16 protein-coding genes and 1 other RNA gene are annotated in these 25,255 nt (G+C 72.7%); 3 read left to right on the forward strand and 14 right to left on the reverse strand.

Annotation, left to right across the window (positions count from 1 at the left end; genetic code table 11):
* Positions 1 to 56: 56 nt before the first annotated feature.
* Both ABTY15_RS13725 and ABTY15_RS13730 read right to left on the reverse strand, forming a co-directional pair.
* A complete protein-coding gene (locus ABTY15_RS13725; protein WP_350581611.1) occupies positions 57 to 335 on the reverse strand; it encodes a DUF3039 domain-containing protein in 279 nt (92 codons plus the stop codon).
* A gap of 62 nt (positions 336 to 397) precedes the next feature.
* Positions 398 to 991, reverse strand: a complete 594-nt coding sequence (locus ABTY15_RS13730; protein WP_502893493.1) for a YqgE/AlgH family protein — start codon at positions 989 to 991, stop codon at positions 398 to 400.
* A gap of 289 nt (positions 992 to 1,280) precedes the next feature.
* Here ABTY15_RS13730 and murA point away from each other — a divergent pair, with 289 nt between their 5' ends.
* Positions 1,281 to 2,621: a UDP-N-acetylglucosamine 1-carboxyvinyltransferase gene (murA, locus tag ABTY15_RS13735; RefSeq protein ID WP_350581622.1), complete on the forward strand. Its 1,341-nt coding sequence runs from the start codon at positions 1,281 to 1,283 to the stop codon at positions 2,619 to 2,621.
* A gap of 76 nt (positions 2,622 to 2,697) precedes the next feature.
* Here murA and ABTY15_RS13740 read toward each other — a convergent pair whose 3' ends face one another.
* From ABTY15_RS13740 to ftsE, 8 genes are all read right to left on the reverse strand, one after another.
* Positions 2,698 to 2,979 carry an HU family DNA-binding protein gene (locus tag ABTY15_RS13740; RefSeq protein WP_030059737.1) on the reverse strand — a complete coding sequence of 94 codons (282 nt, stop codon included), beginning with the start codon at positions 2,977 to 2,979 and terminating at the stop codon, positions 2,698 to 2,700.
* A 563-nt stretch (positions 2,980 to 3,542) separates the two neighbouring features.
* Positions 3,543 to 5,015 carry an NAD-dependent malic enzyme gene (locus tag ABTY15_RS13745; protein WP_350581625.1) on the reverse strand — a complete coding sequence of 491 codons (1,473 nt, stop codon included), beginning with the start codon at positions 5,013 to 5,015 and terminating at the stop codon, positions 3,543 to 3,545.
* 337 nt (positions 5,016 to 5,352) lie between these two features.
* A complete protein-coding gene (locus ABTY15_RS13750; RefSeq protein WP_350581628.1) occupies positions 5,353 to 7,656 on the reverse strand; it encodes a HelD family protein in 2,304 nt (767 codons plus the stop codon).
* A 152-nt stretch (positions 7,657 to 7,808) separates the two neighbouring features.
* Positions 7,809 to 8,190, reverse strand: a transfer-messenger RNA (tmRNA) gene (gene ssrA / locus ABTY15_RS13755).
* A gap of 86 nt (positions 8,191 to 8,276) precedes the next feature.
* Positions 8,277 to 8,753 carry an SsrA-binding protein SmpB gene (smpB, locus tag ABTY15_RS13760; protein ID WP_045695776.1) on the reverse strand — a complete coding sequence of 159 codons (477 nt, stop codon included), beginning with the start codon at positions 8,751 to 8,753 and terminating at the stop codon, positions 8,277 to 8,279.
* A gap of 43 nt (positions 8,754 to 8,796) precedes the next feature.
* Positions 8,797 to 9,942 (reverse strand): S41 family peptidase, encoded by a 1,146-nt coding sequence (locus tag ABTY15_RS13765; RefSeq protein WP_350581633.1) that lies wholly within the window; start codon positions 9,940 to 9,942, stop codon positions 8,797 to 8,799.
* Between the two features lie 114 nt (positions 9,943 to 10,056).
* Positions 10,057 to 10,968, reverse strand: a complete 912-nt coding sequence (gene ftsX / locus ABTY15_RS13770) for a permease-like cell division protein FtsX (RefSeq protein WP_350581637.1) — start codon at positions 10,966 to 10,968, stop codon at positions 10,057 to 10,059.
* A gap of 77 nt (positions 10,969 to 11,045) precedes the next feature.
* Positions 11,046 to 11,735, reverse strand: a complete 690-nt coding sequence (gene ftsE / locus ABTY15_RS13775) for a cell division ATP-binding protein FtsE (RefSeq protein ID WP_063349173.1) — start codon at positions 11,733 to 11,735, stop codon at positions 11,046 to 11,048.
* A gap of 349 nt (positions 11,736 to 12,084) precedes the next feature.
* Here ftsE and ABTY15_RS13780 point away from each other — a divergent pair, with 349 nt between their 5' ends.
* Positions 12,085 to 12,279 carry a hypothetical protein gene (locus ABTY15_RS13780; RefSeq protein WP_030059729.1) on the forward strand — a complete coding sequence of 65 codons (195 nt, stop codon included), beginning with the start codon at positions 12,085 to 12,087 and terminating at the stop codon, positions 12,277 to 12,279.
* A 63-nt stretch (positions 12,280 to 12,342) separates the two neighbouring features.
* Here the strand turns inward: ABTY15_RS13780 and prfB are convergent, their stop codons facing one another.
* From prfB to ABTY15_RS13795, 3 genes are all read right to left on the reverse strand, one after another.
* Positions 12,343 to 13,455 carry a peptide chain release factor 2 gene (gene prfB / locus ABTY15_RS13785; protein ID WP_350581643.1) on the reverse strand — a complete coding sequence of 371 codons (1,113 nt, stop codon included), beginning with the start codon at positions 13,453 to 13,455 and terminating at the stop codon, positions 12,343 to 12,345.
* 80 nt (positions 13,456 to 13,535) lie between these two features.
* The gene (locus ABTY15_RS13790; RefSeq protein WP_350581646.1) at positions 13,536 to 14,798 is read right to left on the reverse strand and encodes a serine/threonine-protein kinase; all 1,263 of its coding nucleotides are present in this window, start codon (positions 14,796 to 14,798) and stop codon (positions 13,536 to 13,538) included.
* A 213-nt stretch (positions 14,799 to 15,011) separates the two neighbouring features.
* Entirely contained in the window at positions 15,012 to 16,913 is a 1,902-nt protein-coding gene (locus ABTY15_RS13795) for a serine/threonine-protein kinase (RefSeq protein WP_350581648.1), read from the reverse strand.
* A gap of 413 nt (positions 16,914 to 17,326) precedes the next feature.
* Between ABTY15_RS13795 and ABTY15_RS13800 the strand changes: the two genes are divergently transcribed.
* Positions 17,327 to 20,158: an FtsK/SpoIIIE domain-containing protein gene (locus tag ABTY15_RS13800; RefSeq protein WP_350581656.1), complete on the forward strand. Its 2,832-nt coding sequence runs from the start codon at positions 17,327 to 17,329 to the stop codon at positions 20,156 to 20,158.
* Positions 20,159 to 20,259: 101 nt separating this feature from the next.
* On the opposite strand, the gene ABTY15_RS13805 is transcribed toward ABTY15_RS13800, so the two are convergent.
* A complete protein-coding gene (locus tag ABTY15_RS13805) occupies positions 20,260 to 25,206 on the reverse strand; it encodes an NAD-glutamate dehydrogenase (protein ID WP_350581659.1) in 4,947 nt (1,648 codons plus the stop codon).
* Between the last annotated feature and the right edge of the window lie 49 nt (positions 25,207 to 25,255).

A 25,255-nucleotide genomic window follows, 5' to 3' on the forward strand; every position in this document is an offset into this window, starting at 1 on the left:
CCGACATCCTGCCCGGGCCCGGGACGATTGGCATAGACCAATCCGCGCCGAGTGGACTACTTGTTGTTGTCGTCCCCACCCTGCGGCTTGCCGATGCCGTCGTAGATCTCCTTGCACATCGGGCAGACCGGGTACTTCTTCGGGTCGCGCCCGGGCACCCACACCTTGCCGCAGAGCGCGACCACGGGGGATCCGGAGAGCGCGCTCTCCATGATCTTGTCCTTCTGGACGTAGTGCGCGAAGCGCTCGTGGTCGCCGTCCCCGTGGGACACCTGCGGGACGGGCTCGACCAGGGTGCCGGTGCCGAGGCCGCGCTCGGGCTCAAGAGTGCTCATGGGTGCCAAGTCTATGGGCGCCCCGGGAAACCGGGCCAGTGTCGCGCCGGGCGGCTCGCACGTCAGTTCATGGTCGGGTCGTCCGGGTAGGTCGCGAGCAGGGCGAGCGGGCCGCGCTGGCGGCGCAGCACCGCCCGCCAGAGCCGCTCCGGCTCGGGGCTGGAGATGTCCCCGGGCTCGCAGTCCACCAGGAACCAGGCGCCGCTCTCCAGCTCCGCCTCCAACTGCCCCGGCGACCAGCCGGCGTACCCGGCGAAGATCCGCAGCGCCCCCAGCTCACCGGCCAGCACCTCGGGCGGCGCCTCCAGGTCCACCAGGCCGATCGCGCCGTGCACCCGCCGCCAGCCGAGCGGCTCGCCGGTGCCCGGTTCCCCCGGCGCGACCGCGAGGCCGAGCGCCGAGTCCAGCGCCACCGGACCCCCCTGGAAGACCACGGCCGGCTGCCCGACCAGTCGCCCCCAGCCGTCCAGGACGCTGCCCACCTCGACCGGCGTCGGCCGATTGAGGACCACGCCGAGCGCCCCCTCGGCGTCGTGGTCGAGGAGGAGCACCACCGACCGGGCGAAGTTCGGATCGGTGAGCAGGGGCGTCGCGACGAGCAGACGGCCGGTGTGGGACCGGCCTCCGTGCGAATGGGCCGCCGTCATGCCACACATGATCCCGCAGAACCACCGGGGTGGGACACCTCAACACCCAAACCCCGTCACGCCGGACGAACACCCGTACGGCCGCATCGGCGGGCGGGACGACCCGCGGAGAGAGCACCATCACGGGAGAGGCACGCGGGAACCATCGGCACGCCTACTACCATCTACGTCTGGTGGACGCCTTTATACGGTGCCGACTCGGTTTCGCCGGGGGCCCGACGCGCCCGTACGACCGGTCCACCTGCGGCTCCTCCGGAGCCCTTCCCCACTCACTCTGGCACCCCGGATTGCGAGAACGATGACCGACGACGTCCTGCTGGTCCACGGCGGAAACCCGCTCGAAGGCGAGATCCGCGTCCGCGGTGCGAAGAACCTGGTCCCCAAGGCCATGGTCGCCGCCCTCCTCGGGCAGGGCCCCAGCAGACTGCGCAACGTCCCGGACATCCGCGACGTCAAGGTGGTCCGCGGCCTGCTCCAGCTGCACGGCGTGACCGTGCGCACCGGCGACGAGGACGGCGAGCTGATCCTCGACCCCTCGCACGTGGAGAGCGCCAACGTCGCCGACATCGACGCGCACGCCGGCTCCTCGCGGATCCCGATCCTGTTCTGCGGCCCGCTGCTGCACCGCCTCGGCCACGCCTTCATCCCGGGCCTGGGCGGCTGCGACATCGGCGGCCGCCCGGTCGACTTCCACTTCGAGGTGCTGCGCCAGTTCGGCGCCAGCATCGAGAAGCACCCGCAGGGCACCTACCTGGTCGCCCCGCAGCGGCTGCGCGGCACCAAGATCGAGCTGCCCTACCCCTCGGTCGGCGCGACCGAGCAGGTGCTGCTCACCGCCGTCCTCGCGGAGGGCGTCACCGAGCTGCGCAACGCGGCCATCGAGCCGGAGATCGTCGACCTGATCTGCGTGCTGCAGAAGATGGGCGCGATCATCACCCTGGGCACCGACCGCACCATCCTGATCACCGGTGTGGACGAGCTGAACGGCTACACCCACCGGGCGCTGCCGGACCGGCTGGAGGCCGCCTCCTGGGCCTGCGCGGCGCTCGCCACCAAGGGCGACATCTACGTCCGCGGCGCCCGCCAGCTGGAGATGATGACCTTCCTCAACACCTTCCGGAAGGTCGGCGGCGCCTTCGAGGTGGACGACGAGGGCATCCGCTTCTGGCACCCGGGCGGCGAGCTCAAGGCGATCGCCCTGGAGACCGACGTGCACCCGGGCTTCCAGACCGACTGGCAGCAGCCGCTGGTCGTCGCGTTGACCCAGGCCACCGGGCTCTCCATCGTGCACGAGACGGTGTACGAGTCGCGGCTCGGCTTCACCGGCGCGCTGAACCAGATGGGCGCGCACATCCAGCTCTACCGCGAGTGCCTGGGCGCCACCCCGTGCCGCTTCGGCGCCCGCAACTTCCTGCACTCCGCGGTCGTCTCCGGCCCGTCCAAGCTGATCGGCTCCGAGCTGGTCATCCCGGACCTGCGCGGCGGTTTCTCGTACCTGATCGCGGCGCTGGCGGCCGAGGGCACCTCGACCGTGCACGGCATCGACCTGATCAACCGCGGCTACGAGAACTTCATGGACAAGCTGCGCGACCTGGGCGCCCACGTCGAGCTGCCGGCCGAGCAGCTGATCGACGCCTGACATCCGGCTGCACGCACGGCGAGAGGCCGGGCCCCCCACGTGGGGGGCCCGGCCTCTCGGGCGTTCAAGGGGTGACTCAGGCGCCCTTGGCGGCTTCCTTCAGCTTGGAGCCGGCGCTCACCTTGGCGCTGTAGCCGGCCGCGATCTGGATCGGCTCGCCGGTCTGCGGGTTGCGGGCGGTGCGGGCAGCGCGGTGGGTGCGCTCGAAGGTCAGGAAACCGGGGATGGTGACCTTCTCGTCGCCCTTGGCGACGACCTCGCCGACGATCTCGGCGAAGGCGGCCAGAACGGCGTCGGCGTCCTTGCGGGTCACCTCGGCGCGCTCGGACAGCGCGGCCACCAGCTCACTGCGGTTCATGTGTACTCCTGTGGTCTGTTCGCTTGCGGTGTGCGGGGGCCCATCGGTGCTCCCACCGGGGGCACCCGGATGGGCCGCAGGTCCGCACACTGTGCTCATGCAGGCAAGGCAATGCGTGGTCGCAGGCCGGGTTCGTACCCGATGCCGCGCGCCGGTGCCTTCGAAGGCCCGCCCGCCTGCCTGGATACGAATCCTGCCCCGACCGGCCCCGAGAAAGCCAATCGGGCCCCGGCAGCGCCACCCGAACACCACCCGCCCGCTGGAGGTGTGACGCTCCGTCGGCTCCGGCGGACCGGGCCCGGGCGGCGGTCAGGACGACACGCCGGAAGACCAGGGGGACGTTCCGTACTTGTCGGACACGCCTGCCCCGTGCAGGGCTACCGTACGCCCTAGCCCCGACAAGCCCAAACACGCCCCTCGCCCTTGTGTCGCAAGGGTTCGGGGCGGACTTGGGAGGGTAAGGGCGCTATTCGGACATTTGACCGATCCGCGACACGTCCGCGGACTCGCCGATCAGAGCTTGACGATCGGAGCTCGACGGTCGGAGCTCGACGGTCGGGCGATCAGAGCTTGACGGTCGGGAAGGACGCGGTGTCGAGCGTGCCGACGATGCCCGGGGTCGGGCGGGCCGGCTCGGTGCGCTCCTGGACGCCCGCCAGCGCGGCCTCGCGCACGGCCGCGGCGACCGTCTTGGCGACGTCCTTGTGGAAGACGCTGGGGATGATGTAGTTCGCGTTCAGCTCGTCGGCGGCGACGGTGGTGGCCAGCGCCCGGGCGGCGGCGATCATCATCTCGGTGTTGACGGTGCGGCTCTGGGCGTCCAGCAGGCCGCGGAACACGCCCGGGAAGACCAGCACGTTGTTGATCTGGTTCGGGAAGTCGCTGCGGCCGGTGGCGACCACCGCGGCGGTCTGCCGGGCGATCGCCGGGTCGACCTCCGGGTCCGGGTTGGCCAGCGCGAAGACGATCGCGTCCTCGGCCATGGTGGCCAGGTCCTCGCCGTCCAGGACGTTCGGGGCCGAGACGCCGATGAAGACGTCGGCGTCCGCCACGGCCTCCTTGAGGCTGCCGGTGCGGCCCGAACGGTTGGTGTGCTCGGCGATCCAGCGCAGGCTGTCGTTGAGGTCCTCCCGGCCCTGGTGGACCACACCGTGCACGTCCGCCACGGTGGCGTGCTCGACGCCGGCGGCCAGCAGCAGCTTGAGGATCGCGGTACCGGCGGCGCCGGCGCCCGACATCACCACGCGGATGTCGCCGATCTCCTTGCCGACCACCTTCAGCGCGTTGGTGAGCGCGGCGAGCACCACGATGGCGGTGCCGTGCTGGTCGTCGTGGAAGACCGGGATGTCCAGGGCCTCGCGCAGCCGGGCCTCGATCTCGAAGCAGCGCGGCGCGGAGATGTCCTCCAGGTTGATGCCCGCGAAGCCGGGGGCGATCGCCTTGACGATGGCCACGATCTCGTCGGTGTCCTGGGTGTCCAGGCAGATCGGCCAGGCGTCGATGCCGGCGAAGCGCTTGAACAGCGCCGCCTTGCCCTCCATGACCGGCAGCGAGGCCTCCGGGCCGATGTTGCCCAGGCCCAGCACCGCCGAGCCGTCGGTGACCACGGCGACACTGTTGCGCTTGATGGTGAGGCGACGGGCGTCCTCGGGGTTCTCCGCGATCGCCAGGCAGACCCGGGCGACACCCGGGGTGTAGATCATGCTGAGGTCGTCACGGTTGCGGATCGGCAGCTTCGAGGACATCTCGATCTTGCCGCCGAGGTGCATCAGGAAGGTGCGGTCGGAGACCTTGCCGATCGTCACGCCGTCGATCGCGCGCAGCTTCTCGACGATCTCCTCGCCGTGCGCGACCGAGGAGGCCGCCACCGTGACGTCGATCCGCAGCGCCTCCAGGCCGGAGGCGGTGACGTCGAGGCCGGTCACCGACCCGCCGGAGGACTCCACGGCCGTGGTGATCGCACTGACGGCGTTGCCCCGGGCCGGGACCTCCAGCCGCACCGTGATCGAGTTGGAGACACTGGGCACCGTCGCCATCGACGCTTCCTTCTTCCGTCCATCCGGCAGGCTCAACATTTTGTTGAAGGCATCGCCTGCGCATGCTAGACCTCGATCGTCGCACCTTCCAAGGGGTAGCCAGAAATAACGTTCATTGAGTGTGCGGATCCGACAACGAGGCGGACGACTCCTTGCCTCTCCGGGCCGATGCGTTACATTGGACGGGACACCGGCTCGATCCAAGCCCCCGGGCCCAACCTTCGTCCCTTCGAGGGACCACTTGCCGCGAGGCGAGCATGGCGGGTCGGTGTCACCAAACGTCAGAAGGCCCCCCACCGACCGGTGGGGGGCCTTCCGCGTGTCCGCGGACGCTCCGTCAGCCGTGCAGCAGCGCGGGCACGCCGGCCGCGTCCGGCAGGTCGTCCGGGCCGGAGAGCACGGTCAGCCGCTGGGTCGCCCGGGTCAGCGCCACGTACAGCACCCGCAGGCCGGCCTCCGACTCGCCGGCGATGCCGGTCGGGTCGGCCACCACCGTGGCGTCGTACTCCAGGCCCTTGGCCTCCAGGCTGCCCAGCGCCACCACGCGCTCGCCCAGGCCCTCCGTCCAGGCGGCCGCCTCGGCCCGGCGGTCCATCGGCACCACGATCGCCACCGTGCCGTCCACCTCGGTCAGCAGCCGCTCCAGCTCGGCCCGGGCCGCCGCGCCGAAGGCCTCCGGCGCGGGGTCGACGACGGCCGCGAAGCGCGGCTCCACGCCGACGCGGCGCACCGCGCTCGGCGAGGGCGTGCCCGGCGCGGCCAGCGCCAGCACCTTGGCCGCGACCTCGGCGATCTCGGCCGGGTTGCGGTAGTTGACGGTCAGCGTGAAGCGGCGGCGCGGCTTGCCGGAGAGCACCTCGTCCAGCGCGGCCTGGGCCTCCTGCGGGAACGGCCAGGAGGACTGCGCCGGGTCGCCGACGATCGTCCAGGTGGCCATCCGGGCGCGGCGGCCGATCATCCGCCACTGCATCGGGGTGAGGTCCTGCGCCTCGTCCACGATCACGTGGGCGTACTCGGTCCGCTCGACCGGCTGACGCTCGCGCTGGCGGGTGCTGCGGTCGGCGAAGGTGGTGACCTCCTCCAGGCCGCTCAGCAGGTCCACGGCGTCCACCTCGCGGACCTTCGGGCGGGCCGGCTCGCCGAGCAGCACCTGGAGCTCGTCCACCAGCGCGACGTCGTGCGCGGACAGCGCGCCCTCGCCGTTCGGGGACAGGTGGCGCCAGGACGCGGCCAGCAGCCGGGCCTCGTCCGGGGTGACGGCGCGGCGGGCGATCCGGTTGGTGTGCCGGTGCTGCTTGAGCGTGCCGAGCACCCGGCGCGGGGTCAGGGCCGGCCACCAGGCGTCCAGGAAGTCCAGGAACGGCGCCTCGTCCGAGACGTACTCGTCGAAGGACTCCTTCTCCTCCTGGCGCTGCTCGCGGGCGTAGTGGTCGGTCGGCTTCGGCAGGTGGCGGGTGGCCTCCTGCCACAGAGCGTCCAGCAGCAGCCGGCGGGCGCGCGGGCGCAGCAGGTTCAGCGGGGTGCCGCCGGAGCCCACCACGTTGCCGCGCACGGCCTTCAGCCGGCCCGCGTCCAGCTTCAGCACCTCGCCGCGGGCGACCACCTTGAGCTCCTGCGGCGCGCCCAGCTCCAGGGCCGCCCGGGCGGCCCGGCGCAGCAGCTGGGTCATCCGGGCCGAGCCCTTGACCCGGGCCGTCTCCGGGGTGTCGTAGGTGGCCGCCTCGATGCCGTCCACCAGCGAGCCGACGGCGCGGATGGCGACCTGGCCCTCCTCGCCGAGCGAGGGCAGCACGCCCTCGGTGTACGAGACCAGCAGCGGGGTCGGCGAGACCACCAGGATGCCCCCGGCGTAGCGGCGGCGGTCCTGGTACAGCAGGTAGGCGGCGCGGTGCAGGGCGACGGCGGTCTTGCCGGTGCCCGGGCCGCCGGTGACCAGCGTGGCGCCGGCCGCGGCGGCGCGGATCACCTCGTCCTGCTCCTTCTGGATGGAGGAGACGATGTCGCGCATCGAGTGGCTGCGGGCGCGGCCGAGCGAGGCCATCAGCGCGCCGTCGCCGACCACCGCCAGCTCCCGGCCGTCCAGGGTCGGGGTGAGGTCGGGGCGCAGCAGGTCGTCCTCGACGCCGATCACCTTGCGGCCCTTGGAGCGGATCACCCGGCGGCGGATCACCCGGCCGGGCTCGACCGGGGTGGCGCGGTAGAACGGCGCGGCCGCGGGCGCCCGCCAGTCGATCACCAGCGGGCCGTACTCGGCGTCCAGCACGCCGAGCCGGCCGATGTGCAGGGTCTCCGCGACGGCCGGGTCGGCCGGGTCGAGCGGGGTGTTGGAGGGGATGCCGTGCTCCTCCGGGGCGTCCGCCCGCTGGAGGTCGATCCGGCCGAACAGGAAGTCCTCGAACTCGTTGTTGAGCCGCTGGAGGTGGGCCCCGGCCCGGTAGACCTGGGCGTCGCGCTCGGCCAGCGCGCCGGGGGTGCCGACCTGGACCCGCTTGGCGGCGTCCTCCAGGATGTACTCGGCCTCGGCGAGCTTCTCCTCCAGGCGGTGGTAGACGGTGTCGAGGTGCTGCTGCTCACCGGCGATCTCGCGCTCGCGGACGGTCTCGTGATCGGTGGCAGGGGTGGTGTCCGTGTTGCTCTGCATGGCCTCGGTGGTTGCGGCGGAGTCCCGCTCCGGAAAACGAGCGGACGGAAGATCCTACGCCCCGGAGCGTCGTCATGGCAGGGCCGGGCCGGACGAAAACGTGAAGGCCGCCCTCCGCGGAGCGGTGGACGGCCTTCACTGTGAACATGGGGTGGTGGAGATGCCGGGAATCGAACCCGGGTCCAGTGGAGTTAATTCAGGGCTTCTCCGAGCGCAGTCCGCTGTGCTTTTCTCGGCCCTGGCGGTCACACGGACAAGCCGCCAACAGGCCCAGCTGCTGTTTGATTTCCCATCCACCCCCGCAGCCCGGGCGGACGGTTGAGTTCCCTAGATTATGCCAGGGTCCGGGTCGGGAACTCCCCGGTCTGACACCCAAGCGCTATCGGTGCTTATTAGGCAGCGAGAGCGAACTGCTGGGAATCGCGCTTAGAGTTGGCGATTATTTTTTTGCGACACGTGGTTAACGAGATCATTGCCGCGTTCCTCGGCTCGCTTCCCCTGTTTCAACATCCCCTGTCGAAACCGATCATCCCCATGTTTTTTTGAGAAACAGCTCGGACGGTGACCGTCCGTGTTGCTGGCGCCATAGTACGCGAGGCGACGGGCGAGGGTCCAGCGGATTAACCCTGACGCCGTCGAGCCGCCGCCACGGCGCGCGCCGTCTCACGGGTGTCCTGCTTCTCGCGCAGCGTCTGCCGCTTGTCGTACAGCTTCTTGCCGACGGCGAGCGCGAGTTCGAGCTTGACCCGGCCGTCCTTGAAGTACAGCGAGAGCGGGACCAGGGTGTGGCCGGCGTCCCGGACCTTGGTCTCGATCTTGCGGATCTCCAGCTTGTGCAGCAGCAGCTTGCGCTTGCGCCGCGCCGCGTGGTTGGTCCACGTCCCCTGGGTGTACTCGGGGATGAACACGTTGTCGATCCAGGCCTCGTGGTTCTGGATGTAGGCGTAGCCGTCGACCAGGTTGGCCCGCCCCTCGCGCAGTGACTTGACCTCGGTGCCGGTGAGTACGAGGCCGCACTCGTAGGTGTCGAGGATCGTGTACTCGTGTCGCGCCTTCTTGTTCTGCGCGATCAGCTTCTGTCCGGTTTCCTTTGCCATAGCGCGGACATTCTCGCACTTCGGGCGGCTCGGGGCAGCCCCTTTAGGCGCGGGTCCCCAGCCCGGCGAGGACCCGCAGCGCGAGCGCCCCGGCGTCCTCGGTGGCGCCGGCCTGGACGTCCGGGGCGAGGCCGGTGCCGTCCGGGGAGCGGCCGGCCGGGGTGTAGTACCGGCCCACGGTCAGCTCCAGGACGGCCCCGTCGGCCAGCCGGCTGGGCTGCTGGACGGTCCCCTTGCCGAAGGTGCGGGAGCCCACCACCACGGCGCGGCTGCGGTCCTGGAGCGCGCCGGTGAGCAGTTCGGCGGCGCTCATCGTGCCGCCGTCCACCAGCACCACGAGCGGGGTGCGCTGGTCGCCGCCGGGCGGGGCGGTCAACTCCCGGTTCTCGCCGCGCTCCTGGTACGAACCGATCGGGCCGCCGTCCAGGAAGATCCCGGCGGTGCCGGCGGCCTCCTCGACCAACCCGCCGGAGTTGCCGCGCAGATCGAGCACCACGCCGGTGTGCGGGGCGCGCAGGGCGGCGCGCACCTGCTCGGCCACGCCGCTGGTGAAGGCCCGGACTGCGATCCGCAGCACACCCGTCTCCAGGTGCTCCGCGGTGACCTGCTGGCTGTCCAGCAGCACGCGCCGCAGCCGCAGTTCGCGCACCTCCCCGTCACCGCGCTGGACGGCGAGGGTGACCTCGGAGCCGACCCGGCGCTCGCCGTCGCGGCCGCGCAGCCGGGCCACCACCTCGGTCACCGGCAGGTGGTCGGCCTGGTCCTCGCCGATCCGCAGCAGCCGGTCGCCGGGGACGATCCCGGCGGTGGCGGCCGGCCCGGCGGGCGCGACCCGGGAGACCTCGGTGACGCCGTCCTCACCGCGGCCGACCGAGAGGCCGACGCCCAGGTAGCGGCCGTCCAGGCCCTGGCTGAACTCGGCGTACTCCTGGGCGCTGTAGTACGCGCCCCAGCGGTCTCCGTTGGCCCCGAGCAGGTGCTCGGCCTGCTGCTCGGACAGGGCGCTGCCGGCCGGGTCCGTCGCGACCCCCACGCCGGTCCGCAGGACCGGGGCGGTGTCGGCCGACGGGCGGCGGGGCGGCTCGTTCGGGTCGCCCCAGGCCCCGGTGGCGGCCCCGGCCAGCAGCACGACGCCGAACACCAGGCTGAGGGTGGCCACCTGACGTGCCCTGCGCGGAGTTTCCGACATGGCATCGGAGTGTAGACACCGCACCGCGCGCACCGGGCCGGAACGCCGGAGCGCGGAACGGCGACGGCCCCGGACGGCGCAGTGCCGTCCGGGGCCGTGGCGGCCCTGCGGGGATCAGACCTTGAGGTACTTGCGCAGCGTGAAGAACGCCGCGATCCCGGCCATGCCCATACCGACCACGACGAGCAGCGGTATCACCGCGAGCACCGAGCCGAGCCCGATGAAGTGGATGAACTGCACCCGGTCGGCCAGCCAGTTCTGGACGAAGAAGTGCCCGCCGACCAGCAGCCCGGAGGCCATGATCGCGCCGAGCAGCGCGGAGAAGGCGGCCTCGGCGATGAACGGCATCTGCACGTAGAAGTTCGAGGCACCGACCAGGCGCATGATGCCGGTCTCGCGCCGCCTGCTGTACGCCGACACCCGGACGGTGTTGACGATCAGCAGCAGGGCGACGAAGAGCATCAGCACCATGATCACGAAGGCCGCCGTCTGCAGGCCGTTGAGCAGGCCGAACAGGTTCTCCAGGATCTTGCGCTGGTCCTCGACCGACTTCACGCCGGGCTTGCCGGCGAAGGCGCTCTGGATGACGTCGTACTTGGTCGGGTCCTTGAGCTTGACCCGCCAGGACTGCGGCATCGCGTCCGGGCCCAGGACGGAGATGAGCGGGTTGTCCGGGTTCATCTCCTTCCAGTGCTTGTACGCCTCGGGGGAGCTCTCGAAGGTGGCCGACTGGACGACCGAGTCCATCTTGTCCAGCTGGCCCTTGATGTCCTGGACCTGCTGGTCGGTGGCCGCGCCCTTGTCGCACTGCGGCGAGTTGCGGGCGTCCGACTTGGTACAGAAGTAGATGCTCACCTCGACCTTGTCGTACCAGTACCCCTTCATGGAGTTCACCTGGTCACGGACCAGGAGCGAGGAACCGGCGAGGGCGAGGGAGAGCGCGACACTGACGACGACCGCGATGGTCATCGTCAGGTTGCGGCGGAGACCCACACCGATCTCCGACAGGACGAACTGGGCGCGCATGCGTGTAACAACTCCAGGGTCGGTACTGCTGGATCTGGCGGTCCGGGCCGGCGGCCCTACGGTTCAGCGCTGGCGGATCAGTGCTGGTACCCGTAGACGCCGCGGGCCTGGTCGCGGACCAGCAGCCCCTTGTCGAGCTCGATGACGCGCTTGCGCATCTGGTCGACGATGGCCTGGTCGTGGGTGGCCATCAGCACCGTGGTGCCGGTGCGGTTGATGCGGTCCAGCAGCTTCATGATGCCGACCGAGTTCTGCGGGTCGAGGTTGCCGGTGGGCTCGTCCGCGATCAGCAGCATCGGGCGGTTCACGAACGCACGGGCGATCGCCACGCGCTGCTGCTCACCACCGGAGAGCTCGCCGGGCATGCGGTCCTCCTTGCCGCCGAGGCCGACCAGCTCCAGCACCTCGGGCACCACCTTGTTGATGGCGCTCTTGGGCTTGCCGATCACCTCCAGGGCGAAGGCGACGTTCTGCGCGACCGTCTTGTTGGGCAGCAGGCGGAAGTCCTGGAAGACGGTGCCCAGCTGGCGGCGCATGTGCGGCACCTTCCAGTTGGACAGCTTCCCGAGGTCCTTGCCCAGCACGTGCACCTCGCCCGTGGAGGGGCGCTCCTCGCGCAGGCACAGCCGCAGGAAGGTGGACTTGCCCGAGCCGGACGAGCCGACCAGGAAGACGAACTCACCCTTCTCGATCTCCAGCGAGACGTTGTCCAGGGCGGGACGGTTCTGCTTGGGATAGGTCTTGGAGACGTTGTCGAATCTGATCACGGCTGCATCACGGAGGCCATCCTAGGCGGCGCCAGTCCTCGGTCGGTCCACCCCGGGCGCCCGGCCCGGGGGCGGGCGAAAGGAGCGGGAAGGGCCGCTCCCGGTCTGGGACCATACGCGAACCGGCGACCGGCCCGCAGGGGCAGCCCGGGACAATCCTCGAAATCTGAGGGAGAATGCCCGGTTATGCCCCGAAAATTGCGAGGCATCTCACAGCCCGGGAGCCGGAACGGGCAGAACCTGGCAGAGTGGAGGGAGCGACCGCGCCCGGCCGCTCCCCCGCACAGGGCAAGAACAGGAACCAAAGCCCCGTCCGGTGCGTTGGCAGTAGCAGCGAGGAGGAGATCGCATGACCTGCGACCATCTGGTGTGCGCCAACTGCAACGGCCGCGTGAGCGACGGTCGTTGCCCGGTGTGCCGCGCCAACCGGGCCCGACTGCAGGAGCAGCAGGGCCCCTTCGCCGCGCTCTCCCCCGCGATGCTGCTGGCCCTGCTGGCCGGGCTGCTCGCGGTGGCGCTGATCGCGCGGCAGGCGCTGGCCTGAGGCCCGAGACGAAGAAGAGGGCCCCCGACCGATCCGGTCGGGGGCCCTCCTGCTTTCTGCGTCTTACTGCGCGGCGGTCTCGCGCTGCTTGCGCCAGCGGATGCCGGCTTCGATGAAGCCGTCGATGTCGCCGTCCAGCACGGCCTGCGGGTTGCCGGCCTCGAACGCGGTGCGGACGTCCTTGACCATCTGGTACGGGTGCAGCACGTAGGAGCGCATCTGGTTGCCCCAGGAGCTGCCGCTGTCCTTGAGCGCGTCCATCGCCGCCTTCTCCTCCTGGCGGCGCCGCTCCAGCAGCTTGGCCTGGAGGACGTTCATCGCGGACGCCTTGTTCTGGATCTGCGAGCGCTCGTTCTGGCAGGAGACCACGATGCCGGTCGGGATGTGCGTGATGCGCACCGCCGAGTCGGTGGTGTTGACGCCCTGGCCGCCGGGGCCGGACGCGCGGTACACGTCCACGCGCAGGTCGCCCTCGTCGATGTCGACGTGGTCGGACTGCTCGACGACCGGGAGCACCTCGACGCCGGCGAAGGAGGTCTGCCGGCGGCCCTGGTTGTCGAACGGCGAGATGCGGACCAGACGGTGGGTGCCCTGCTCGACCGAGAGCGTGCCGTAGGCGTACGGCGCCTTCACGGTGAAGGTCGCCGACTTGATGCCGGCCTCTTCGGCGTACGAGGTGTCGTACACCTCGGTGGGGTACCCGTGCCGCTCGGCCCAGCGCAGGTACATGCGCATCAGCTGCTCCGCGAAGTCGGCGGCGTCGACGCCACCGGCCTCGGCACGGATGTTGATCAGCGCCTCGCGGGCGTCGTACTCGCCGGACAGGAGGGTGCGGACCTCCAGCTCCTCGACGGCCTTCTGGAGCGCGACGAGCTCGGTCTCGGCCTCGGCGCGGGTGTCCGCGTCGTCCTCGGCCTCGGCCAGCTCGAACAGCACGCCCAGGTCGTCGATGCGGCCGCGCAGGCCCTCGACCCGGCGCAGTTCACCCTGGAGGAAGGAGAGCCGGCTGGTCACCTTCTGCGCGTTCGCGACGTCGTCCCACAGGGTGGGGGCGGCTGCCTCCTCCTCCAGGACCGCGATGTCGGCCCGGATCTTGTCCAGGTCGAGGACGGCCTCGATCGACCCCATGGTCGTATCGAGGTTCTTGAGCTCTTCGGAAGGATCGACGGCTGCCACGCCCCCCAGGGTAATGGTTCCGGGGGTGGTCATGACGACACCGGGGTCACCCCGCTCGCGAAGGGGCCGGGAGACAGGCCCTACGGAGCCCGCGGGGCGGTGCTGTGCACGGCCGGACGGGCCGGGTGGCCGGGGTCCGGGGCGGTGGCCGCGAAGGCCGTCCAGGCCGCCGCGGCGCCCGCCAGCAGCAGGACGGTGGCCAGCAGGACGGCCAGCAGCCGGCGGCGGCGCAGCAGGGCCTGCCGGTCCCGGCGGTGTCCGGCGGCGCCCGGGGCGGTGCGCTGGGCGCGGGACTCGGCGGCGTACGCGGCCAGCTCGTCCGCCGAGGGGCGGCGCAGGCTGGTGTGGGTGTCCCGGGTGGAGTCGGGGGCGGCCCCGGGGACCAGTGGGACGGCCGGGCCGCGGCGGCGCTTGTGGGTGCCCGGGCCGGCGTCCACCTCTGCGTACACGGCCTCGCCGGGGCTCAGCGCCTCCTCGGCCGGGGCGCGGCCCTGGGACGGGACGGCCAGCACCGGCAGGCCGGCCAGCGAGGGCAGCTGCTCGCGCAGCCGGGTGGCCAGTTCGGCCGCGCGCAGCCGGGAGGCCGGGGCCTTGGCCAGGCACTCGGAGATGATCCGCCACAGCCCGTCCGGCAGGCCGGGGATCGGCGGCACCTGCTCGGTGACGTGCCGGCGCAGCACCGCGCCGGTGTGGCCGCCGCCGAACGGGGTGGAGCCGGCCAGCAGCTCGTACAGCACGGTGGCGAGGGCGTAGATGTCGACGGCGGCGCGCGGTTCCAGGCCCTCGATGATCTCGGGGGCGAGGTAGTCGGGGGTGCCGATGATCCGGGTGGCCCGGGTGCGGCGCGGGGCGTCGACCAGGCGGGCGACGCCGAAGTCGGTGAGCTTGGCGCGCGGGGCGCCGCCCGGGCCGGGGGCGGCGGCGAGGTCGAGCAGGACGTTCTCCGGCTTGACGTCGCGGTGCACGATGCCGGCGGCGTGCGCGGCGGCCAGGCCGTCGGCGACGTCCGCGATGATCGAGGCGGCGGTCTGCGGCGGGAGCGCGCCGTCCCGTTCCAGCCGGGAGCGCAGGTCGGTGCCCTGGACCAGCTCCATCACCAGGGCGAGGTCGCTGCCGTCGACGACCATGTCGCGCACGCCGACCACCCGGGGGTGGTCGAGGCTGGTCAGCGCGGCGCGCTCCTGGACGAAGCGGCCGACCAGCACCTGGTCGGCGGCGAGGTCCTCGCGCAGCAGCTTGACCGCCACCGGACCGTCCGGGCCCTCGCCGAGCCAGACCGTCCCGGCCGAGCCGCGGCCGATCACCTGGTGGACGGTGTACCGGCTGCCGATCTTGCGTGCCAATGCTGCTCCGTGGGCGGCGCGGGAGCGCGCCGGGGGGCCGGCTCGCTCGGTGGGGCGGGACAACAGCGACCAACCTACGCGCCCCGACCCCCCTCGCGGGCCGCCTGAGGGGCCCTGACGGGCACTCTCGGGCGAGAAATCTCGCGAATTGTCGACAAAGCGTCAATCCCGTCGCCCTGGGTGCGGTCCGGAGCCCACCCGGCGTCAGTTCCGCTACTTGCCGAAGACGCTGCTCACCCAGTCGCGCCCGGTGTCGTACCAGCCCACGACGTTGTCCCAGTAGTGCGGCAGCGGTGTGAAGTTCCACAGTGCCACCGCGGCCACGGCCAGCACCAGCAGCACCATCAGACAGCCCTTGAGGCAGCCGAGCCCCGGGATGTACATCCGGTTGCGGCTGCGCGGACGCCGCTCGCGCGGCGGCGCGGGCTCGCGGCGGGCCGGCGGGGGCTCCTCCCGGCGCTGCGGGGGCTCCCGGTGCTGCGGCGCCGGCGGCTCGGCCCGGCGCGGCACCGGGGTCGGCGCCGGCGGCGGCGGGTAGCCGCCCTGCGGCTGCCCGTACCCGGCCGGGGCCTGCCCGTACCCGGCCGGGGCCTGCCGGTAGCCGCCCGGCGGCTGGGGCCGGTCCGGGCCGGCGCCCTGGGCGGGACCGCGCGGACCGGGCCGGCCGGGCTGGCCCCCCTGGCCGGACTGGTAGGGCGGCGGGGCCACCGGCGGCCGCTGCGCGTAGCCGGGCCGCGGGCCCTGCTGCCGGGGGTCCTGGCCGTATCCGGCCGGCGGCTGCTGCTGGTAGCCCGGCGGGTAGCCCTGGCCGGGGTGGCCGCCCGGACCGGCCTGGCCCCCCTGACCGGACTGATAGGGCGGCGGGGCGACCTGCGGCTCCTCGAAGTCCTCCGGGCCGAAGTAGCCGATCTGGGTCTGCTGGTTGCGGTCCCGCGCCGCCCGCAGCTGGGTCTGCCAGGGGTGCGGCGCCTCCTCCTGCGGCGCGACCGGTCCGGCCGGCGGGGGCGGTGGCACGGCGGCGGGCGGCATCACCTGGGTGCGGTCCGCGGCGCCGTACGGGGGCGCGGGCGGCGGCTGGGTGCCCATCACCCGGGTCGCCGCGGCCGGGTCGTACTGCGGGGCGGCCGGGCTCTGGGGCAGCACCTGGGTGCGGTCCTCGCCGAGCGGCCCGCCGGGGACGGTCCCGGGGACGGCCGTCGGCTGCGGGTCCGGCAGCAGCAGCGCGCCGACCGCCAGCGCCGCGTCCACCGCCACCGGGGAGGCGTGCACGCCGACGCCCGCCGCGACCACCCGCAGCGCCCGTGCCAGCGAGGTGGCGCCGGGCCGCTGGGCCGGGTCCTTGCGCAGGCAGCGCTCGATCACCGTCCAGAGCGGTTCGGGCATGGTGCTCGGCCGCTGCGGCTCCTGGGCCAGGTGGGCCTGGAGGACGGCCAGCGGCCCGTCGCCCTGGAACGGCTGACGGCCGGTGACCAGCTCGTACAGCATGATCCCGGCGCCGTAGACGTCGACCGCGGAGGTCTGCGCGCGGCCCTCGGCGGACTCCGGCGCGACGTACGCGGGGGTGCCGACGAACTCGTGGGTGCGGGTGATGCCCGGGGAGTCGGCGAGCCGGGCGATGCCGAAGTCGGTCAGCATCGGGTGCATCTGTTCGACGCCGTCCACCACGCTGGCGGCGAGCAGCACGTTGGCCGGCTTGAGGTCGCGGTGGACGATCCCGTCCGCGTGGCTGGCCGCCAGCGCGTCCGCGACCTGGGCCATCAGCAGGGCGCCCGCGATCGGGCTGAACGGGCCGTTGTCGCGCAGGTAGCGGGCCAGGTCGGGGCCCTCGACCAGGTCCATCACCAGGGCCAGCAGCTCGCCCTCGACGACCAGGTCGCGGACCCGGACGATGTTGGGGTGGGTGAGCCGCAGCAGCAGCGCGCGCTCGCGCAGGAACCGCATCACGACGTCCGGGTCGGCCGCCAGTTCCTCGCGCAGCACCTTGATCGCCACCGGCTGACCGGGCTGGCTGCCGGGCACCTGGACGTCGGGGCGCACCCGGCCACGCCAGACGGTACCGGTCGCACCCCGGCCGAGGGTCTCCTCAAGCAGATACTTGCTGCCGACTGGCCGCACCTGTCGCACTCCTCGCCGTGCCGCCCGCGCGGGGCGCTCCTCCGCCGGTGCGGTGAGCCTGCCGGGCCCGTGTTGCGGCCACTCTAACCGGGTCCGTTCCGGTTTCTCAGGCGACCGGCAGGCCATCCGAGCAGGGTTGGGGGACTTCCCCTAGGGGAGTCCCCGGAGCCGGTCGGCGGGCTCCGCCACCGGGGCGTCACGGCAGCGGTTGACCTGACTCTCCGTCGCCTTCACCATGTCGATGATCGCAAGATCGTCAAATCCGGTACCGTGCGCCGACTGTCCGTGACGGATGGCAGGATGGACACTCGCCACTCGTGTGGCCCAAGGCCCGCCGTCGCCGCCGGCGCGCCCGCGGCGACACCGGGCAGCGGTACCAGGCTTCACACCAGCAGAAGGGACCCGCGGGCGAGATGCAGATCCGGCTGACCGTCCTCCGACCGCGCAGCGGCCCGACCGCCGCCGGCTCCGCCATCCCCTACGTGGACGTGCTGGTCACCGCCCCCGTCGGCACCGCGCTCGGTGCCCTCGCGGGCGCGCTCGCGGGCGCCGTCGGCGTGCGCGGGCCCCGGTCCGCCACCCATGTGCACCTCTACGCCGGGGCGCACCGGGTGGACGAACACACCCTGCTCGGCCACCCCCCGCTGCTCGACGGCGCCGTCCTCAGCCTCAACGAGCCGGACCCGACCGCCGACGACCCCGACGACACCCCCGCCGCCGCCGAACTGCGCGTGGTCGGCGGCCCGGACGCCGGCGGTGTGCACCGGCTGCACGGCCGGGAGATCCGGATCGGCCGCTCCGGCGAGGCCGACGTCCCGCTCGACGACCCGGACGTCTCCCGCCTGCACCTCGCCCTGCACCTCGCCGAGGACGGCCGGGTCACCGTCCGTGACCTCGGCTCCACCAACGGCACCACCCTGGACGGCCGGCTCGTCCCGCCCGGCCCGCCCGAGGAGGCCGTCCCGCTGGAGGCCGGCGCGCTGCTGCGGATCGGCGAGTCCACCCTGCAACTGGCCCAGCCCGAGCGGCCGGAGAGCCCCGCGGCGGCCCGCGCCGCGCTGCCCGACGGCCACGGCCACCTCCAGCTCGCCGCCCCGGCCCCGGTCCGGCCCGCGCCGCCCGTCGTCGAACCGCCGGCCGGCCCCGAACCCGCCGCCGGGCGCGGCCGCGGCCTGCTCTCGCTGCGGCTCGGCCGCACCGCCGAGCCGCCCGAGGAGAGCGCCGAGCGCCACCACGCGGCCGTCCGGCACCGCCAGGCCGCCGCCCAGCGCGAACGCTGGCCCGACCTCGCCACCCTGCTGCTCAACGCCGTCGGCCCCGGCCCCCGGCTCTGGGAGCGCGGCCCCGGCCACCCCGACGCACTCACCCTGCGCCTCGGCACCGCCGACCGGCCCGGCGGCCCCGGCACCACGCCCGGCACGCTGCTGCCCGCCGTCCCGGTCACCCTCGACCTCCAGACCGCCGGCAGCCTCGGCCTCAGCGGCCCGCGCGAGCGCCTCGACGCGCTCACCCGCGCCGTCGTCGCCCAGCTCGCCGCGCTGCACCCGCCGACCGGCCTCAGCCTCGTCGTGGTCGACGCCGACCCCGCCCGCAGCCCCGAGGACCGCGCCGACACCTGGGCCTGGGCCCTCTGGCTGCCCCACCTGCGCCCCGCCGAGGGCCAGGACTGCCGCCTGCTGCTCGGCCTCGACGACGACCAGGCCACCGCACGGCTCACCGAGCTCACCGCCCGGCTCAGCGGCCCCGTCGGCCTCGGCGGCCACCCCGCCACCGTGGTCGTGGTCGACGGCCGCCCCGCCACCGAGGCCGCCCGGCAGGCGCTCGACCTGCTGCTGCGGCAGGGCCCGGCCGTCGGCATCTTCCCGATCTGCCTCGCCGAACAGCCCGAACTGCTCCCCCGCGGCCTCGGCGCCACCGCGCTGATCACCGGCGAGGTCGGCACCCACCTCTCCCTCGACCGCCCGGTCGCCCGCGGCCGGGAGACCCTGCACGAGGTCTCGCTGGACGCCGTCTCCGACGCCTGGGCCGAGCGGCTCGCCCGGCTCCTCGCCCCGCTGCGCGAGGCCGCCCCGGCCGCCCGCGGCCCGCTGCCCGACGCCCTGCGCCTGCTCGACCTGCTCCAGCTCGACACCGTCACCCCGGCCAAGCTGTCCGCCCGCTGGGCCGCGCACGCCGGCGGCATCGGCGCCGCCACCGCCCTACTCGGCACCACCCGGGACGAGCTCTGCACCCTCGACCTCGCCGACCCCGAACTCGCCCTGCCCTCCCCCGACCCCGGCGGCCCGCACCTGCTGATCGGCGGCGCCCGCGGCTCCGGCAAGACCGAACTGCTGCGCACCCTGGTCGCCTCGCTCGCCGTCTCCGAACGGCCCGAACGGCTGGCCGTCACCCTCGTCGAGGGCCGGGCCACCGAGGACGGCCTGGACGGCTGCACCGAGCTGCCGCACGTCACCGGCCTCGTCAACGCCGCCACCGACCCCCGGGGCGCACTGCTCGCGGCCGAGGCCCTGGAGGACGAACTCGCCCTGCGGGAGCAGCTGTTCGACGGCCTGGACTTCGCCTCCTGGCACGCCGCCCGCATCCTGGACGACCGGGCCGAGGACACCGACGACCGTCCGGCCGCCGTCCCCGTCCCCGCGGCCGTCGGAGCCTCCTCCGCCGCCGCCACCGCGAAGATCGTCCACCCGCGCAGCGGCGACGCCCCGCGGCCGGCCGCCTCCCCCGCGGCCTCCGCCCCCTGTCCCGCCCGGCTGATCGTCGTCGTCGACGACTACGACGCCCTGCTCTCCCCCACCTCCCCGGCCGGCCGCCCGCTCGCCCGCGCGCTCGCCGCCGTCGCCCGCCGCGGCGGCCCGCTCGGCGTCCACCTCGCGATCACCACCGGCCGCCCCGAGGACAGCGCCGGCACCGAGGTCGACGAGGCCGCCCTGCTCCGGATCGCGCTGCGCACCGAGGACCCGGCCGACTCCGACCTCCTCATCCACCTCGGCGACGCGGCCGCCCTCCCCGAGGACACCCCCGGCCGCGGCTACCTCCGGCTCCCCGACGGCGGCGTCACCGCCTTCCAGACCGCCCGCATCAGCGGCCGCATCCCGCGCACCGCCACCCTGCGCCCCACCGTCGTCGCCATAGACCCCCTCCAACTCGGCGCCCCACCCGCCCGCCGCCCCGTCCGCGAACTCGGCAACGGCCCCACCGACCTGGCCCTCCTCGCGAGCGCCCTCCAACGCGCCGCCCGCCACTGACCCGCCGCACACCCCGAGCGCCCCGGCGGCCCGGGGAAGCGGAAGGGGCCCGCGTCCGTGGACGCGGGCCCCTTCCGTTCAGCCTTCCGTTCAGCCGACCGTCAGCGCATCGTGCCGGTGCGCAGCAGGGTGCGGATGACGCGCATGGCCACCGACAGGCTGGACAGCTCGTAGTTGTCCGAACCCCTTATGTCGTCGAGGGTGCTCTTGGCGCGGTTCAGCAGGGTGCCGTTGAGCTCCGCCCAGGCGGTGTAGCGCTCCTCCGGGGTGGCGCCCTCGGGGCCGCAGGCGAGGATGTCGGCGGTCAGGGTGGCGTGGGCCGCGAAGAGGTCCTCGCGGATCGCCGCCCGGGCCATCGACGACCAGCGGTCGGTCCGGGGGAGCTCGATGATGCGGTCGAGCAGGTGGGTGATCTGGAGGCGGTCGGCGAGGTCGTAGTAGAGCTCGGCGACGTCCGTCACGTCCTTGCCGGACCGGTCCGCGACCTCGGTGATGTCCAGGGTCGGGAAGGTCGAGGAGAGGCCGGCGATCCGGGTGGCCAGCTCCTCGGGCACGCCGGCCGCGGCGAGCTCGTTGTACACGGACTCGAACCAGGTCAGGTCCTCGCCGCGCAGCGGCTTGGGCAGCGAGCCCCAGACCTGGTTGACCCGGTCGTGGAAGAACGCGATGGTGCCGGCGATGTCGAGCGGCTGGCGGCGGTTGTTGAGCATCCACCGGGTGGCGCGCTCGACGAGGCGCCGCGAGTGCAGCCGCATCTTGGTCTGGGCCCGGGCCGGGACCTGGTTGTCCAGGCCCTCGATCGAGGACCAGATCTCCTCCAGGCCGAACACGGCCCGCGCGGCGGTGTGGGTCCGGGCGATCTCCTCGTAGGTCGCGCCGGTCTCCTCCTTCAGGCGGAAGGCGAAGGTGCAGCCACCGCGGTTGATCGTGTCGTTGACGATCAGGGTGGTGATGATCTCGCGGCGCAGCGCGTGGTTGTCGATCGCGTCGGCGAACCGGGCCCGCAGCGCGCTCGGGAAGTACTCGTGCAGCGCGGTGCGGAAGTACGGGTCGTCGGGCAGCTCGGTGGCGAGCAGCTCGTCGGCCAGCGTGATCTTGGTGTACGCGAGGAGCACGGACAGCTCGGGCTGCGACAGGCCGCGGCCGTTCTGCTGCCGGTCACGGATCTGGCGCTCGGTGGGCAGGAACTCCAGGCCCCGGTCGAGCTGGCCGGCCGCCTCCAGGCGGTTGATCATCCGCGAGTGGACGTTGACCATGCTGTGCGCCTGGGCGACGGCGTTGGCCAGCACCACGTTCTGCGCGTAGTTGTTGCGCAGCACCAGGTGGCCGACCTCGTCGGTCATCTCGGCCAGCAGGACGTTGCGCTGCTTGACCGTCATGTCGCCCTCGGCGACGACCTGGTTGAGCAGGATCTTGATGTTGACCTCGTGGTCCGAGGTGTCCACGCCGGCCGAGTTGTCGATGGCGTCGGTGTTGATCCAGCCGCCGGCGCTCTCCGGCCCGCCGGCCGCCGCGTACTCGATGCGGCCGAGCTGGGTGCAGCCGAGGTTGCCGCCCTCGCCGATGACCCGGGCCCGGACCTGCTCGCCGTTGACGCGGATGGCGTCGTTGGCCTTGTCGCCGACCTCGGCGTTGGTCTCGGTGGAGGCCTTGACGTAGGTGCCGATGCCGCCGTTCCAGAACAGGTCGACGGGCGCCTGGAGGATGGCCTTCATCAGCTCGGCCGGGGTGAGCCGGGCGTCCTCGATGCCGAGCGCGGCCCGGACCTGCGGGGTCAGCTGGATCGACTTGGCGCTGCGCGGGAAGACGCCGCCGCCGGCCGAGATCAGCGACTTGTCGTAGTCGTCCCAGGAGCTGCGCGGCACGTCGAACAGGCGACGGCGCTCGGCGAACGAGACCGCCGCGTCCGGGTTGGGGTCGAGGAAGATGTGGCGGTGGTCGAAGGCGGCGACCAGGCGGATGTGCTCGCTGAGCAGCATGCCGTTGCCGAAGACGTCGCCGGACATGTCGCCGATGCCGATGACGGTGAAGTCCTCGGTCTGGGTGTCGACGCCGAGCTCGCGGAAGTTGCGCTTGACCGACTCCCAGGCGCCGCGGGCGGTGATGCCCATGCCCTTGTGGTCGTAGCCGGCCGAGCCGCCGGAGGCGAACGCGTCGCCCAGCCAGAAGCCGTACGACTCGGCGACGCCGTTGGCGATGTCGGAGAAGGTCGCGGTGCCCTTGTCGGCGGCGACGACCAGGTAGGTGTCGTCCTCGTCGTGGCGGACCACGTCGGCCGGGTGCACGACCTCGCCGCCGACCAGGTTGTCGGTGATGTCCAGCAGCGCGGAGATGAACGTCTTGTACGAGGAGACGCCCTCGGCCAGCCAGGCGTCGCGGTCCACCGACGGGTCCGGCAGCTGCTTGGCGACGAAGCCGCCCTTGGCGCCGACCGGCACGATGACGGTGTTCTTGACCATCTGCGCCTTGACCAGGCCCAGGATCTCGGTGCGGAAGTCCTCACGGCGGTCGGACCAGCGCAGACCACCGCGGGCGACCTTGCCGAAGCGCAGGTGGACGCCCTCGACCTGGGGCGAGTAGACCCAGATCTCGAACGCCGGGCGCGGGGCCGGCAGGTCCGGGATGGCCTTCGGGTCGAACTTCATCGACACGTAGGAGTGCCACGCGCCGGAGCCGTCGTGCTGGAAGAAGTTGGTCCGCAGGGTGGCCGTGATGAGGTGCAGGAAGGAGCGCAGGATGCGGTCCTCGTCCAGCGAGACGACCTCGTCGAGCGCGCCGGCCAGCTCCTCCAGGATGCCCTCGGTCAGCTCGGCGGCACCCGAGCGGTGGCTCGGGCTCAGTCGGGCCTCGAACAGGTTGACCAGCAGGCGGGTGGTGTGGGTGTTGTTGCGGAGCGCGTCCTCCATGTAGTCCTGGGAGAACGTGGAGCCCGCCTGGCGCAGGTACTTGGCGTACGCGCGCAGCATCATCGCCTGCCGCCAGCTCAGCCCGGCGGTCAGCACCAGCTCGTTGAAGCCGTCGTTCTCGGCCAGGCCGGTCCAGGTGGCGGCGAAGGTCTCCTGGAAGCGCTCGCGCGCCTCGTCGGTGAGCTCGGTGGCCTCGCGCAGCTTCAGGCCGAAGTCGTACACCCACGCGGTGGTGCCGTCGGAGCGGCGCAGCGCGTACGGGTGCTCGTCCAGCACCTCGACGCCCAGACGCTGGAGCACCGGCAGGACCTCGGTGAGCGAGATCGGGCCGCCGACCCGGTAGATCTTGAAGCGGCGCTCGTCGTCGCCGGCGCCGACCGGCTGGTACAGGTTGAGGCGGAAGTCGCCCTCGCCGTGCAGCGACTCGATCTGCTTGAGGTCGGAGACGGCGGTGCGCGGCGGGAAGTCGGCGCGGTAGCCGTCGGGGAAGGCGTTGCCGTACTTGTGGCCGAGCTCGGCGGCCTTCTCCTCGCCCAGCTCCAGGTGCAGCTGGTCGTGGAAGCCGTCCATCCAGAACCGGGCGGCCTCGGCCAGCCGGCCCTCGATCCGCTCGATGTCGGCGTCGGTGAGGTGCGGCAGCTCGGTGCCCGGGGCGACCCGGACGACGAAGTGCAGACGGGTCAGCACCGACTCGGTGGCGTACACCGTGTAGTCGATGGTGGCGCCGTTCAGCTCCGTCTTGAGGATGTCGGTGAGCAGCAGCCGGATCCGGGTGGTGTACCGGTCGCGCGGCAGGTAGATGAAGGCCGAGAAGTAGCGGCCGTACTCGTCCTGACGCAGGAAGAGCCGGAGCTTACGGCGCTCCTGGAGGTAGAGCACGCTGGTGGCGATGGAGAGCAGTTCGGAGGCCGCGGTCTGGAACATCTCGTCCCGCGGGAAGGTCTCCATGATCTGCAGCAGGTCGCGGCCGTCGTGGCTCTCGCTGGAGAAGCCGGAGCCGTCCAGGACCTCCTGGACCTTGCGGCGCACGACCGGGATCCGGGTGACCGACTCGGTGTACGCGGCGGAGGAGAACAGGCCGAGGAAGCGGCGCTCGCCGACCGGCTCGCCGGCGGCGTTGAACTTCTTGACGCCGACGTAGTCGAGGTAGGCCGGGCGGTGCACGGTGGAGCGGCTGTTGGCCTTGGTCAGGACGAGCAGCTTCTTCTCGTGGGCCTTGGCGCGGACCGGCGCGGAGAGGCGGCCGAAGGCCTCGCTGACCGAGTGGTGGCGGTCGTCGCGGCTGTGCGGGTCGGCGCGCAGGATGCCCAGGCCGGTCCCGGCGACGGCCTTGAGGACCTCCTCGCCCTCGTGCTCGACCAGGTCGTACTCGCGGTAGCCGAGGAAGGTGAAGTGGTCGTCGGCGAGCCAGCGCATCAGCTCCCAGGCCTCGCCGACCTCCTGCTCGGCCAGGCCGGTCGGGGGCTCCTCGGCCAGCTCGTCGGCCAGGCGCAGCGCGCTCTCGCGCATCTTGCCCCAGTCCTCGACGACCTCGCGGACGTCGCCGAGCACCCGGCGCAGGTTGGTCTCGATCGAGCGCAGGTCCTCGCGGTCGGTCTCGCGGTCGATCTCGATGTGCATCCACGACTCGACGGTCGCGTCGGCGGGCCACTCGGCGCCGGCGGCCTGGCTGCGGGAGCAGGCGTCGACGTCCAGGATCTCCAGCAGCTTGCCGGTGATGTCACGGCGGACGACCAGCTGGGGGTGGATCACGATGTGGATCGCGCGGTCCTGGCGGGACAGCTCGTTGGTGACGGAGTCGACCAGGAAGGGCATGTCGTCGGTGACGACCTCGACCACGGTGTGGCCGCAGGACCAGCCGTTCTCCTCGACCGAGGGGGTGTGGACCCGCACCTCGGCGGTGCCCTGCGGGCGCTTGAGGCCCAGCCGGTAGTGGGAGGCGGCCGCGCCGTAGACGTCGACCGGGTCGCGGTCGACCAGGTCCTCGGGCGCGGTGTGGAGGTAGTAGTGGTGCAGGTACGCGGTCAGAGCGCCGTTGCTCAGACCCTCCCCCGGCGCCGCTCCCCCCACCTGGCTGTTCTCAGCGGCTGCGGCTGCCTTCTTGAGCAGTTCGGCCTTGGCTGCGTCCAGCTTGGTCTGCATGACTTCTTGGCTCCTGTCGCGCGCCGTTGCGTGACTCGGTGGTGTGTGG

Origin of the sequence: Kitasatospora sp. NPDC097643 (genome assembly GCF_040302625.1) — a bacterium.
Taxonomy (GTDB): Bacteria; Actinomycetota; Actinomycetes; order Streptomycetales; family Streptomycetaceae; genus Kitasatospora.

Bases quoted from the DNA above. Each gene is read 5' to 3' on its own strand.
- ABTY15_RS13765 (WP_350581633.1), bottom strand. From the start codon at position 9,942: ATGTCGGAAACTCCGCGCAGGGCACGTCAGGTGGCCACCCTCAGCCTG.
- smpB (WP_045695776.1), bottom strand. From the start codon at position 8,753: ATGGCAAAGGAAACCGGACAGAAGCTGATCGCGCAGAACAAGAAGGCG.
- murA (WP_350581622.1), top strand. From the start codon at position 1,281: ATGACCGACGACGTCCTGCTGGTCCACGGCGGAAACCCGCTCGAAGGC.
- ftsX (WP_350581637.1), bottom strand. From the start codon at position 10,968: ATGCGCGCCCAGTTCGTCCTGTCGGAGATCGGTGTGGGTCTCCGCCGC.
- ABTY15_RS13730 (WP_502893493.1), bottom strand. From the start codon at position 991: ATGTGTGGCATGACGGCGGCCCATTCGCACGGAGGCCGGTCCCACACC.
- ABTY15_RS13745 (WP_350581625.1), bottom strand. From the start codon at position 5,015: ATGGCGACGGTGCCCAGTGTCTCCAACTCGATCACGGTGCGGCTGGAG.
- ABTY15_RS13725 (WP_350581611.1), bottom strand. From the start codon at position 335: ATGAGCACTCTTGAGCCCGAGCGCGGCCTCGGCACCGGCACCCTGGTC.
- ABTY15_RS13740 (WP_030059737.1), bottom strand. From the start codon at position 2,979: ATGAACCGCAGTGAGCTGGTGGCCGCGCTGTCCGAGCGCGCCGAGGTG.
- ABTY15_RS13805 (WP_350581659.1), bottom strand. From the start codon at position 25,206: ATGCAGACCAAGCTGGACGCAGCCAAGGCCGAACTGCTCAAGAAGGCA.
- ABTY15_RS13780 (WP_030059729.1), top strand. From the start codon at position 12,085: ATGACCTGCGACCATCTGGTGTGCGCCAACTGCAACGGCCGCGTGAGC.
- ABTY15_RS13750 (WP_350581628.1), bottom strand. From the start codon at position 7,656: ATGCAGAGCAACACGGACACCACCCCTGCCACCGATCACGAGACCGTC.
- ABTY15_RS13800 (WP_350581656.1), top strand. From the start codon at position 17,327: ATGCAGATCCGGCTGACCGTCCTCCGACCGCGCAGCGGCCCGACCGCC.